The sequence below is a fragment of the Tritonibacter sp. SIMBA_163 genome (assembly GCF_046535935.1).
Taxonomy (GTDB): Bacteria; Pseudomonadota; Alphaproteobacteria; order Rhodobacterales; family Rhodobacteraceae; genus Epibacterium; species Epibacterium scottomollicae.
In genome coordinates, this window is the sequence record NZ_JAWJBP010000013.1 from 1 (window position 1) to 12,640 (window position 12,640).

General features: G+C 56.6%; 12 protein-coding genes. 3 read left to right on the plus strand and 9 right to left on the minus strand.

Going from position 1 to position 12,640, the window contains the following annotated elements; genetic code table 11:
• Nucleotides 1–221 precede the first annotated feature (221 nt).
• From R0J92_RS16155 to R0J92_RS16185, 7 genes are read right to left on the minus strand one after another with little or no spacing between them, the layout of a single operon-like run.
• Nucleotides 222–551 carry a hypothetical protein gene (locus tag R0J92_RS16155; RefSeq protein WP_106164731.1) on the minus strand — a complete coding sequence of 110 codons (330 nt, stop codon included), beginning with the start codon at nucleotides 549–551 and terminating at the stop codon, nucleotides 222–224.
• Between the two features lies 1 nt (nucleotide 552).
• Nucleotides 553–939 carry a response regulator gene (locus tag R0J92_RS16160; protein WP_011536823.1) on the minus strand — a complete coding sequence of 129 codons (387 nt, stop codon included), beginning with the start codon at nucleotides 937–939 and terminating at the stop codon, nucleotides 553–555.
• A gap of 46 nt (nucleotides 940–985) precedes the next feature.
• Nucleotides 986–1,846 carry a CheR family methyltransferase gene (locus R0J92_RS16165; protein WP_411052388.1) on the minus strand — a complete coding sequence of 287 codons (861 nt, stop codon included), beginning with the start codon at nucleotides 1,844–1,846 and terminating at the stop codon, nucleotides 986–988.
• On the minus strand, nucleotides 1,843–2,331 hold the full coding sequence (locus R0J92_RS16170; protein WP_106164729.1) for a chemotaxis protein CheW: 489 nt from the start codon (nucleotides 2,329–2,331) through the stop codon (nucleotides 1,843–1,845). The genes R0J92_RS16165 and R0J92_RS16170 overlap by 4 nt, the downstream gene beginning before the upstream one ends.
• Nucleotides 2,315–4,447 (minus strand): chemotaxis protein CheA, encoded by a 2,133-nt coding sequence (locus tag R0J92_RS16175; protein ID WP_106164728.1) that lies wholly within the window; start codon nucleotides 4,445–4,447, stop codon nucleotides 2,315–2,317. Before R0J92_RS16175 ends, R0J92_RS16170 begins: the two co-directional genes overlap by 17 nt.
• Before the next feature lies 1 nt (nucleotide 4,448).
• The gene (locus R0J92_RS16180) at nucleotides 4,449–4,823 is read right to left on the minus strand and encodes a response regulator (RefSeq protein ID WP_106164727.1); all 375 of its coding nucleotides are present in this window, start codon (nucleotides 4,821–4,823) and stop codon (nucleotides 4,449–4,451) included.
• Nucleotides 4,820–5,107 (minus strand): STAS domain-containing protein, encoded by a 288-nt coding sequence (locus R0J92_RS16185; RefSeq protein ID WP_106164726.1) that lies wholly within the window; start codon nucleotides 5,105–5,107, stop codon nucleotides 4,820–4,822. Before R0J92_RS16185 ends, R0J92_RS16180 begins: the two co-directional genes overlap by 4 nt.
• Nucleotides 5,108–6,026: 919 nt before the next feature.
• On the opposite strand from R0J92_RS16185, the gene R0J92_RS16190 reads away from it, so the two are divergent.
• A complete protein-coding gene (locus R0J92_RS16190) occupies nucleotides 6,027–6,962 on the plus strand; it encodes a CheB methylesterase domain-containing protein (RefSeq protein ID WP_106164725.1) in 936 nt (311 codons plus the stop codon).
• A 26-nt stretch (nucleotides 6,963–6,988) separates the two neighbouring features.
• Complete coding sequence (locus tag R0J92_RS16195; protein ID WP_106164724.1) at nucleotides 6,989–7,549, plus strand: chemotaxis protein CheD; 561 nt, start codon at nucleotides 6,989–6,991, stop codon at nucleotides 7,547–7,549.
• Between the two features lie 1,078 nt (nucleotides 7,550–8,627).
• On the opposite strand, the gene R0J92_RS16200 is transcribed toward R0J92_RS16195, so the two are convergent.
• Together R0J92_RS16200 and R0J92_RS16205 are read right to left on the minus strand one after the other, a co-directional pair.
• The gene (locus R0J92_RS16200; protein ID WP_411052389.1) at nucleotides 8,628–9,959 is read right to left on the minus strand and encodes a GH1 family beta-glucosidase; all 1,332 of its coding nucleotides are present in this window, start codon (nucleotides 9,957–9,959) and stop codon (nucleotides 8,628–8,630) included.
• A 4-nt stretch (nucleotides 9,960–9,963) separates the two neighbouring features.
• A complete protein-coding gene (locus R0J92_RS16205) occupies nucleotides 9,964–10,995 on the minus strand; it encodes a substrate-binding domain-containing protein (RefSeq protein ID WP_106164721.1) in 1,032 nt (343 codons plus the stop codon).
• 265 nt (nucleotides 10,996–11,260) lie between these two features.
• Between R0J92_RS16205 and R0J92_RS16210 the strand changes: the two genes are divergently transcribed.
• Entirely contained in the window at nucleotides 11,261–12,610 is a 1,350-nt protein-coding gene (locus tag R0J92_RS16210) for an ABC transporter substrate-binding protein (RefSeq protein WP_411052390.1), read from the plus strand.
• Nucleotides 12,611–12,640: the final 30 nt, after the last annotated feature.

The window sequence follows — 12,640 nt, forward strand, 5'->3', positions numbered from 1 at the left end:
AAGTTGGTCTCCATTACAGATACCAGCTTGAATCACGCCCGCGAGCGGATGTGAATCCCTTTTGTCAACACGACCTAGCATGCTGGATTCACGAGATGAATCCCCAGGGATTTGCGCAACAACGCCCTTTTCATAAATAAAATGAACCCGGCTGCTTACGGTGAAAGCAACCGGGTTCTCTAATTTATCCGCCGAAGCAGATTGCGTCGAAAGCGGAAATCTTAAAGCTCAAAGAGTGCATTTCTTTCTCTCAACCGATCCCGCAGCAGCTGAAGGGTCACGTCTTGCGTAGCGAGATTGATGTCGGTGCAATCTTGAGTTCCCACTTGTTCCCTCAACGAGTCAAAGAACGTCGACAAGCCACCAAGTGTTTGAGAGATTAAATCAAAATCCTGCAACTCTCGTATTTCAGCGCTCGTCGGGGGCGTGCGGCGTTCAACAATGGTCAAAACGGTATCTTCCAGCTGCTGAATCTGGCTTTGCAGCTGACGCATTTCGCGCGCCGAATTCGCATATACCGTATCTAGCGGTTTAGAAGATTTCGTGCTCATCTTACAAACGCCCCACAACCTGTTCTATAGCCTGGCGCATCGACGCAACCGTGAACGGTTTGCGGATGATATTATTCAGGCCAAGTTTTTTACCGACCTCGATAACTTCTGGAGTCGGCTTCCCCGTCACCAAAATGAAGCCGACACGTTGGGTCGCTGCATTGCCGCGGACGGCCTGCAATAGTCCCAGTCCATCCATTCCCGGCATGTTATAATCCGACAGGACAAGATGAACCGGGTTGGTCGCAAGTTTCTGGAACGCAGACTGTCCATTATTTTCAACGAGATAGTTCTTCACGCCGAGTTCATCAAGACACTGGGTAAGAATGCCTCGGCTGGTCGACATGTCGTCGACAACCATCACGCGCAGGGAGTCTTTCAAGCTCATGGTTTTTTTCCTCGTGTTCTCGTCTTGGCTAACCGTGAGTGCGTGTTTAGCCGGGGGTATTGACGTATGTGGTGATGCCGACCGTCTTCATGTATTGAGCTGCCGGGCCGGACATGCGTTCAGAGTGACCTATAAAAAGGTAGCCTCCTGGGGTGAGTGTGCGCTGGAAAGCTTGCCAGACTTTCTGTTGCGTTTGGTTGTCGAAGTAGATTGCGACATTCCGGCAGAATATTGCGTCGAACTTACCCTTAAAGGGAAACGGCTGAATTAGGTTTAGAACGCCATAAGTCACTAGCTTTCGCAAATGCTGCGGAACCCGACCGGTTTCTGGTTTGTTGCCCGGTTCCAGTTGCATCTTATACTGTTGCGGGATGCCTTCGAAATCCTCGAGCGGATATTGCGCTTCTTCTGCAGTGCGCACCACAACAGGGTCGATATCGGTTCCGAGGATCTTGATATCGTATCGATCCGCATCCGGGCAGAGGTCGTGCAGGATTGCAGCAATCGTGTAGGGCTCCTGTCCGATCGAGCATCCCGCCGACCAAATTCGAACTCGTCCGCCTTTCTTCGCGCGCTCAATCAGAGGCGGAAGTACATCTTGGCGTAACGTCTCGAAATGATGCGGCTCACGGAAAAACTGAGTCACATTGGTGGTCAGAAGAGACAACAGTTCGCTTCGTTCGTGGTCTGCATTTTGACCGTCTAAGCGCTTTAGATACTCCTTGAAGTCAGTTATGTTCTGCTTCCGAAGCTTGCGTGATAAGCGTGACGACACCAGTGGCTTTTTGCTTGGCGACATCGCCAAGCCAAAGTGTTTATACGCGAACTGAGCGACGGCCTCGAAGTCCTGATCTGACAGGACGATACCACCACCGTCAAAGGACTCTACTGGACCAGCGATACTCACGACAAACCTTGCTCCGGTGCAGAGATAACGGCGTCAAGATTGATGATACGCACCATGGTTTCATCATGGGAAATGATCCCTTGAATATACTCCATGGTATAGCGGCTCTCGACCTGAGGGGTTTCCTGGATTTCTTCAGGATTAATCGAAATAATTTCTGAAACCGACTCCGCTAGTAGCCCGACTGGCTTACCGTGAACCGCGACAACGATCACGACATTGCGTTCGCTTGCTTCAGTCTGCTGTAGGCCGAAACGGGCCGCAAGATCATAGATGGGGATCACTGCGCCGCGTAGGTTCATAACGCCAAGGACGTCCATCGGTGCGTGCGGCAGTATTGTGACCGGAGCCCACCGACGGATCTCTCGGATCTGGGTGATTTGCAGGCAGAAGGCCTGCCCTGCGACCGTGAAGCTGACAAACTCACTCTGTTGAGCGTGCTTGATCTCCTGATCGCCAATTTGTACTTCAGCTTGCGATTGCATTGCTCATTCTCCGCTCTGAATCAAAGGTGGCCGAGGAAGGGGAGGCCGCGATGATGCTTTCCGAATCCAGAATCATGGCGATTTTGCCATCTCCAAGGATTGTGGCAGCCGCAACGCCGGGGACATTGCCGCAGACGCCGTCGAGGCTCTTGATCACGACCTGCCTTTGGTCGTGAATATCGTCGACGGCCAGGGCACTGCGTTGGCCTGTTTCCGTCTCAACCAGAAGATACACTCCGGGCGGCTTGTCACCCTCGGGCTTTCGCAGGCCCAAGGCACCTGCGACATCGCAGATGGGAACAAAGTTACCGCGAATGGATAGCAGCGTCCCATCAGCGCCCAAGCTGTTGATCATATCATCGCTGCCACGCATGGTCTCGATAATCGAAGTGATCGGTACCACCATTGTTTGATCGGCAACGGAGACGACCATGCCGTCCATCACCGCCAGCGTCAGAGGCAGGATAATGGTGAATGTCGACCCCTTTCCGGGGGACGAGGAGATGTTAATTCTACCGCCCAGAGCGGTGACCGCGTTTTTGACAACGTCCATGCCAACACCACGTCCGGAGAGATTTGAGATCTCTTTGGCTGTGGAAAAGCCTGGCAAGAATAGAAGGTTGTCAATTTCGGCATCTGTAAGATCGGCATTCTCAGGGATGAGCCCTTTGTCGATGGCGATCTGCTTGACACGCGGCCGGTTCACACCAGCGCCGTCATCCTTAATCTCGATGCAGACGCTGCCAGAGCGATGTGACGCGGAAAGGCGTATTTCGCCCGCACGGCTCTTTCCCGCGGCTTCGCGATCTGCCGGTTTCTCGACGCCATGATCCACCGCGTTGCGCAAGATATGGGTCAACGGGTCTGACAAGCGTTCGATGACAGTTTTGTCGACCTCGGTATTCTCACCCTCGGTGACCAGCTTCGCTGTTTTCTCTGTCGCAGCCGAAGCTTCGCGAACGATCCGTGCCATGCGCTGAAACAGCGGCTTGACCGGTTGCGCACGAATGGACATTACGCCTTCTTGAATATCTCGAGCCAGATTTTTGAAGCCCTCGAGTTCGGTTTCCACATCCCGAAGGTCAGCCACATCCAGATTGGCAATCTGTTGTGCCAGCATGGAGTGGTTGATGATAAGTTCGCCAACCGCGTTGATCAGCCGGTCCACCCGCTCCAGTTCAACACGCAAGGTCGGCTTTGGTCCGCGTTGTTCTGACTTGTTGCTCTCTGGCTTAACGGCTTCGACTTTTGTCGCTTCTGGTGTCGCCATGGGAGTTGCCTCTGCAGGTGCCGGCTCTTCAAAAGGGTCGGACGGCTCGGGTTCGGCACTTTCCCCGGGCACGCCAAATGCGGCGTTGAGTGCAGCCAGGGCAGCGGCTTCATCTTCAGAATCTTTGTCAGACACGATCGAAAGCTCGCATAGGCCTTCGACAAATTCGAAGACGGATTCTACCGCTGACTTCGGCTCTTTCGTCGTCAGTGTCAGGTCCCATGCAAGATAGCTGTCATCCATCGCCATGGCGTCGAAACCGGGAAGTTCGGTTTCGTCAAGCGTGACCTTCAGCGTGCCCAGCTCGGAAAGCGTCTGGAAAAGGAAGAACGGCTCGTTCCCGGTCCCGAACATCTCTTTGAGAGGCTGGAAGCGGATTTGATAGGTTTTCTCTTCTTCGAGATCCAAAGGCAGAGGAACCGCTGGTCCACCAAGGCCCATAGGCTCAAAGGTCAACTCTTCTTCTTCTTCGCCGAGGTACTCTTCAAGACCGGCAACCAGAACGTCGTTATGCTCTTCATCGACACTGCCGCCATCGCGGGCGACACTGACCAAGTCAGCGAGATGGTCGCTGCATCGCAGGAGAAGCTGGATAAGTTTGACGTCCAGTTGGACTTTGTTTGACCGCACCTCATCAAAGACTGTTTCGAACTTGTGTGCAAACGCCACCAATTCGTCCAGGCCAAATGCTCCGCCACCACCCTTGATAGAGTGAACTGCGCGGAATACTGCATTGACCACCTCGGGATCGTGATCGCCTCCTTCGATGGCGGTCAGACCCTCATCCATCGCTTCGAGAAGCTCTTCGCACTCCTCGAAGAATGTGTCTTGAATCGACCCCGACATTTTACGCGGCCGCCCCGGTTACACGCTTCAGCGCAAAAATCAGCGACTGATCGTCAAAGGGCTTGGTGATCCACCCAGTTGCACCGGCGTCACGAGCACGTGCCTTCATTTCCGGCGCGCTTTCGGTGGTCAAAACCAGGATCGGAACCTTGGAGTTGATCCCATCACCGCGTAGCTCCTCGATGACACCAAATCCATCAAGATTGGGCATGTTGATGTCGGTGATGACGACATCTGGTGCGACATTGTCATACATGTCGACACCTTCACGTCCGTCAACGGCGCAATGGTACTCGAAACCTGCTTCTTCAAGCGTCGCTGCCAGAAGGTTGCGAATGGTTCGGGAGTCGTCGATTGCCAAAACTTTGGTTTTCATACTGTTTCCTCGTCTTCAAATCGATTGGGTTCCAGGCCCAGAAGGGTAAGGGACTTTCTGCACCCTTCGTTGATATTAGTGACCGAGAAACCCAGGCCCTCGGAGCGCCATTGTTGTTCTGCCCCCAGAAGCAGCTGCAGGCAGCGCGATGGGATCACGCCGACATTGCTGCAATCCACTTCAACGGCCTTATCACGAGACGCGTTGAAAAATGCGATCAATGGGTCTAGATCCGCGAAGGCATTGGGCAAGTCCAATGTATGCTTTTGCGTTTCGGTGGACATTTTCGCGATTCGCACCCCCGTTTGCGGCGACAAATTTCAGTTCGATGAGAGTAGTGTTAGCCGCAGGGCCTTAACATTTGATTTCCGCCAAACTGCAGAAACTCGGAACTGCTCAGACAATTTGTCAGCACCCCAAGGTAACTGCCGCAACGACCCACCCGTGCGATGCGTATACAGGTGTCATCCATTCAGGCTGCGAGGGGCATCAGAGCCAGTTGATAAGATATAGTCAGATAGAATTTGCCCGCGTAAGGCGCAAATTAACCCCTACTGATGGAGTTATAACTGGAAGTACCATGCGCACCCTCTCGTGCGCGAATCTCCGGAGCATTACATGAACGCGTCTCAGCGATTGAGGATTCGGACACGACTCACGGTTCCCTCGGGTGAACCACGCTGTCGGAATTCGCATTCTTTGGGCGAGCAGAGCAGCCGCGCAATTGTCGCGCAGGACGCTCATTATAAGCAGGACTGCGCCAAGTCGGGAAAGCACACTCTGACAGACAGTAATTTGAGTCGGTTTTCAGCGGCTTATGACGCTCCGCTCGCAATGAAACGGCGTAGTTTCACACCCGCTGCTGAGACATGTCCCACCCTATCGCGCACAGATGCCACCTACCCCCAGTGCGAAGGTGGCAAAGGACGTCCCGCTCTGACGCCTCATGATGGGCGCCGCGGTAGGTTCGGTCTTCGGGTGGTGAGTGATTGAACGCTGAGGCCCGGGGACGCGCGTATGTGATATGGCGGCGCCTTGGATGAGCTTTGGCACGAATACAAAATGAACTGACGAGGCCGATGTTGTCTTGTTGAATAGGAACTCCCGGATCGTCGGGGTAAACAAGTGGGTAAGCCATTGTCTTCCTTAAGCGTCTTGATTGTAACGACTGATAGAAACTTTGCTCGGACTCTGCAGAAGCAGATGGAGGCGGCTTACCCAGGCATGCAGGTCTTGTTGGCCAACAATTTGATGATGGCCTACAACCAAGCAGAAGCGGGTCAGCCCAGTTTTGCATTTGTAGAAGACGGGTTCACGAAATTACCCGAGTTCGAAATGATGCTCGCCCTGTTCTCCGCACTCGATGTGCGCTGGGTGTCCGTGATGGATAGCACGAATTCGACACCCGCGCGGCGCTCCTCGCCATTGTTGAACGTCGGAGCGGGCATTTTCGAGCTGACGAAATCCGACACTCCGCGCCAGTTCATCCAGTACTTTGACATGATGATCAAAGCACCGCGTCGCAACGCCCCCCCTGCCGCGACCGGAAAAACTGTAGCGTCTCGGGAGAACTTTAAGAAAATCATCCTCATCGGATCGTCAACCGGGGGTGTTGAAGCGTTGCGCAATGTTCTCGTCGGATTTCCGATACAGTGCCCGCCAACCTTGATTGTGCAACACACGGGCAAGAGCTTTGGGTCGGGACTGGTTTCGTTGCTGGACCGAATCTGCCCGGCGAAGGTCGTTGCAGCGGACGACAATATCACTTTGCAAACGGGGCATGTCTACATCGCGGCCGGCCAACCTCGCCACATGGGGGTGACACCGCGCAAGCCGTATCGCCTGCGGATGAAGGAAGGGCCAAACATTTCAGGCCATACGCCATCCGTTGACGCATTATTTTCGTCTGCAATTCCGTTTGCACAGGATGTTGTTGCCGCAATCTTAACCGGTATGGGGCAAGATGGGGCCAAGGGCATGTTGGAATTGCGCAAATCTGGCGCGACAACCTTTGCCCAAGATGAAAAAACCGCCGTCGTCTACGGCATGCCCAGGGTGGCTTGGGAAACCGGAGCCGCCCAAAAACAAGTACCTCTGGCCCAAATGGCCGGTGCACTCTTGCAAGCCTGCAAGACCTGAGCCTAGAGATCTGGAAGGAAGCCGCTTTGTCGACTGTTTTTCAAAATACGAGTACGGTCACCGTGCTACAAGGTGACTACAAGGTGACAACGGATCCCAAAGTCGCTTTTTCAACTGTGCTAGGGTCCTGCATCGCAGCCTGCATTTATGATGAAAAAGTCGGGGTCGGCGGGATGAATCACTTCTTGCTCGCGTCGTCCTCGGGTGGTGGTGTCAGCGCCCGCTACGGCGTTCACGCGATGGAGCTGTTGATCAACGGCATCATGAAAAAAGGCGCGCAGCGCTCTAACCTGAAAGCCAAGGTTTTTGGTGGTGCAAAGATGTCCGCCAACCTGTCTGATATCGGTGCGAACAACGCTGATTTTGTGCAGCGCTTCCTTCGTGATGAAGGTATTCCAGTGATCTCATCTTCGGTTGGCGGTACATCTGCTCGACGAGTCCGGTTTCACGCTTGTTCGGGTGCTGCGCAACAGACACATGTGGCAGATGATCGTCGCCTCGGCGAGGAGGAGCGCGCGGCAGTGGCCCGGACGCAAGCCGCTCCCGTCCGCAAGCCTGCAGCGGCGGACAACGTTACTTTGTTCTGAGCTTGCCTACGCGCAACGATCACGGAGGGTCCGAAGCATGTTAGATGCATCGGACCCTCGCTTACATTCAGTCCTTTCTCGAGAGTCAGCCTGCGTCCTGAGCTATTCCCGAATTGTTGGACAGGATCCGGCGCAACTTAAGCTACTCTTTGCAGCTGCTGACCGGGGTTTGTTGTTTCATTTCGCTGCCAATAGACCACGGCGTGTGTTTTGCCGCCAAGGGCAGAATGCAGACGCCTGAGATTGTAGAACTCGATCCAGTATATGGCGCCAGCCTTGACCTCCGATCCCGTTTCCCCGGCGCGCAGATAGGCGCGTTCGGTTTTCGAGCTCCCCACAATCGTTCGACTAAGATGTTGTCGAGAAACCACCCCTTTCCATCCATCGATATACGAACGCCGGGTCGTCGCAACCGGTCAGTCAAGACAAGAGAAGTGAACTGGCTGCCCTGATCCGCGTTCATTATCTCAGGCGGGCCAAGCTTGTGGGTCGTTTGGTCAGCGCATCGACCCAGAACTCGGCTTCCAGCGTGACCGATATCCGCACACCAGACATGCTTGGGCAGATCCACGCGCAGGCGACGCAAAAGTAAAGGGTAAATCTCGTGGTTTTTCGTGGCCTTGCTGGGTTTGGGCTTCTAGTAGAATTGCGATCAGTCGCATCAACAATTGGCCCGAATTTCCGGGGCCGCCTTTCTGGGTGACCTTTCGAGAACAGGACCCTCAAAACAGACCGGTTGCCTGCCGTTGCCCCCGAAGCGACTGATGCCATTATCCGTAATCTTGACAAACGCCTGCCGGAAGTCAGCATCACCGACCTCTCCAAGACAACACTAGCTTGCGGTGGGACTGCGCAAACCGGTCGGGCCACATGCCCGCCCTAATCCTACTCGCAGTCATCATATTTTCTGGAACACAGAAAACCTTCAACAAGCTGCAGACAGTCGCCATCTCGCGGGATAAGGCGCTTCGCACAACCTGCTAGCGCAATATGTAACCACTTGGATAGGTTCATACTTTCCTCGCCGATGAATATCGATGACTGTTAGCCATAAAATCAATAGGCGGTCTGTGCAACATCACCCGGTCAATGCCTCCTTCAAGGCGTAGTATGAGGCCTTGGGGGTACGGACCAGGGTGTCGAAGTCCACATGCACCATGCCAAAGCGCTTCTCGTACCCCAGCGCCCATTCGTAATTGTCCATGAGCGACCACAGGAAATAGCCCTGCACCGGAACGCCGTCGGCGATCGCGCGGCGGACGCGAGCCAGATGGGCATCGACATAGGCAATGCGCTCGGGGTCAGACACACGGCCCCCTGTGATCACATCCGGGTTGGCCATGCCGTTCTCGGTCACGATCAAGGGCAGATCGCCCGTGTAGTCCGCGGCTGTCCGGGTCAGGAACTGGTAGAGCCCGTCCGGATAGATCTCCCAACCCATCTGTGTTTTGGGCAGCGGACCATCTAGCTCCGCGTAGTGCGGCCAGGGACCGTCATCGGCGCCAATCACCTTGCGGGTGTAGTAATTCAGACCGCACCAGTCGACTGGCTGTGTTATCGTTTTGAAATCTTCCTGCCAGCCCTTGGGCAAATGAGGCTCCAGACCCTTCAGGGCCGGTTCGGGGTATGCGCCCTTGAACACGCCACCAAGGAAGAAACGGTTGTAAATGGCGTCGTAGGTCTCGGCAGCGGCCTGCGCGGCGGCGCTGTCGTCCACCGGAGTGGCCCATTCAAAGTTGAATACCGCGCCAAGGTTATCCATGCCGAGGCCGCGCATCACCTCGATGGCGCGGCCATGGGCCAACAGAACATGGTGCATGGCGCGGGCGGTGGCGCGGATGTCGCGCAGGCCGGGCGCGTGGTGGCCGAGGAAATGCGACAGCCAGCCGACGCACCAAGGCTCATTGATTGGCGCCACCGAATACATCCGGTCGCCGATCCGCCCCATGATGACCTCGGTGAACTCGGCAAACCAATTGCCGATGTCGCGGTTGCGCCAACCGCCGAGGTCCGCGAGCGGCTGCGGCAGCTCCCAGTGATAGAGCGTCGCGCAAGGTTTCAGCCCGCGCTCCAGCATCGCATCTGTCAGGCGGTCGTAGAAATCGAGCCCCTCGGGGTTGGGCGTTCCAGTGCCCTCGGGCAGGACACGTGCCCAGCTGGTCGAAAAGCGGTAGCAATCCAGCCCCGCTGCGGCGGCCAGATCCAGATCCGCCTCGAAGTGATGATAGTGATCGCAGGCGATCTCACCGTTCTCGGCGCGCACCACATTGCCCGGCGTAGCGGCAAAACTGTCCCAATGGGTCGGCCCGGCATCCCCAAAACCATGACCTTCGATCTGATAAGAGGAGGTGGCGCTGCCGAACAGGAAGTTCGCCGGGAAGTCTTTGCGGGTGAAGGTGAAATGGTCCATATCGCTAGATCCTGTTGGGAGCGGGGCCGGTGGAACGGCCGACAGTCAGCTCTGCTTCGAGCAGTTCGGTGAGCGGCGGCGCGCCCGGGTTTTCGATCTGAGAGATCAGCAGCTTGGCCAGACGGCTGCCTGCGTGGCGCACGGAAGAGCGCGTGGCGGTGAAGACCGGCACATCGGCGCCGTTGCGCAGGTAGGACAGATCATCGTCATGAGTGATGACGGAGATGTCGCGCCCCATTGTCAGGCCGGCCTCCTCGATCGCGCGGCGCACCCCGAAGGCAGCGATGATCGAGGACACCAGATAGGCGGTGGGCGGCTGCTCCAGCAGTTGCGTGCGCCGCACGGTATCGTAGCCGTAGACCTCCGTCATCTCGCCCGCGAACAGCAGCGCCGGGTCGGGGGCGATGTCGCGGGCCTGCAGGGCGGCCTCGTACCCACGTCGGCGGCGGAAGGCGAAATCCATGCTCTCCTGACCGTTCACCAGGCAGATGCGGCGATGGCCAAGGTCGAGCAGGAAATCGGTTGCTCGCTGAAAGGCGCTGGTGTTGTTGACGTCGAGCCAGCTGTAGGGGCCCGCGATATCGGTGGCACGCCCGTGTACCGCAAAAGGCAGACCGATCTGTTGCAGCAGGGTGATGCGGGCATCCTGCATCTTGGGCGCGTGCAGCACGATACCGTCTACATTCCGCTTTGCCGCCATGTCATGATACGCGCGGGACTGGTCCTCATCCGCCACCAACGACAGCACCATGTCATAGCCGGCCGTGCTGTAGCTTTCCCCGGCGCCGGCGATGAAATCACCAAAGATCGGATTCATCATCTCGTGCTGGGTCGATAGCGGGATCACATGGCCAATCGCCATGGCGCGCCCGGTGGCCAGCGCCTTGGCCCGCGTATTGGGGCGATAGTTGTGCTGATCGGCGACCTGCATCACACGCTGGCGCGTCGCCTCGCTGACCTCGGGGTAGCCGTTCAGCGCCCGGCTCACGGTGGTCTGGGACAGGCCCAGAAGCGTGGACAGCTGCTTGAGGTTCATCTGCAAATCTCCAAAGCGCTTTAAATTATCGTGCGGCTGGTTTCAGAACGGCCAGAGTGCCCCTCTTTATCGCCGAGGAGAAGAAGAAAATTCAACCCTATATATTTGGCGCTAGCATAGACTCATTGACAGATCGCTTCGAATCTAGAAGTTTGGAGAAAGTCAAAGCGCTTTGGTTATTTGGTCGAAGGCATCCTGCAAATCGGGATTGATGGCCCAGACCAGAACCACGGCGATGAGTGTCGAAATCTTGGGAGGAGATGACATGAAACGGACATTGATGACGGCCGCGGGCGTCATGGCGCTGATGGCGGGAACGTCCAGCGCGCAGGAGCTGATTTTTCCGGTCGGCGAAGGTGACTTCAATTGGGCGAGCTACGCCGAACTGGAAAAAATCGACCTCGACGGCGAACAGGTGACCGTGTTTGGCCCCTGGCTGGGTCCGGATCAGGCGCTGGTTGAAAACGTCTTGGCCTATTTCGGCGCCGCAACCGGTGCTGATGTGCGCTATGCTGGCTCTGACAGTTTCGAGCAGCAGATCGTGGTCGATGCCGAGGCCGGCTCCGCCCCCAATGTCGCAGTTTTCCCGCAGCCGGGTCTGGTCTCTGACATGGCCGGGCGCGGCTTCATCGCGCCATTGGGCGAAGACACGGCAACCTGGGTCACGGACAACTACGCCGCAGGTCAGTCCTGGGTCGATCTGGGCACCTACTCCGGCCCCGATGGCAACGATGATCTGTATGGTTTGTTCTACAAGGTCGACGTGAAATCGCTGGTCTGGTTCAACCCGGAGAACTTCGAGGATTTCGGCTATGAGATCCCCTCCTCGATGGAGGAGCTGAAGACGCTCACCGATCAGATGGTCGATGATGGCAACACGCCATGGTGCATCGGCCTGGGCTCAGGTGGCGCAACCGGCTGGCCGGCGACCGATTGGGTCGAGGACATGATGCTGCGCACGCAGGAGCCGTCGGTCTATGACCAGTGGGTCGCCAACGAGATCGCGTTCGACGATCCGCGTGTGGTCGAGGCAATCGAGGAATTTGGCTACTTCGCCCGCAACGAGGACTATGTCTCCGGCGGCGCCGGAGCGGTGGCCTCCACCGATTTCCGCGACAGCCCCAAGGGTCTGTTCGCCAGCCCGCCGCAGTGCATGATGCACCGTCAGGCCTCTTTCATTCCGGCGTTCTTCCCCGAAGGCACCGAAATGGGTCTGGACGCGGATTTTTTCTACTTCCCTGCCTATGAGGGCAAAGAGCTGGGCAACCCGGTTCTGGGTGCGGGCACCATCTGGTCGATTACCAACGACAGCGATGGCGCGCGGGCACTGATGGAGTTCCTGAAATCCCCCATCGCGCATGAGGTCTGGATGGCCCAGCAGGGTTTCCTGACACCCCACAAGGGCGTGAACACCGAACTCTACGCCACCGACACGCTGAAGAAGATGGGCGAGATCCTTCTGAACGCCGACACTTTCCGCTTTGACGCCTCCGACCTGATGCCGGGTGGCGTGGGCGCAGGAGCCTTCTGGACCGGCATGGTCGACTATGCCGGTGGCGCTGCCGCGTCGGACGTGGCTGCAGAGATCCAATCCTCCTGGGACGCGCTGAAGTAACCTGTCGCCTCCACCGCAGGGCCGCCCCGC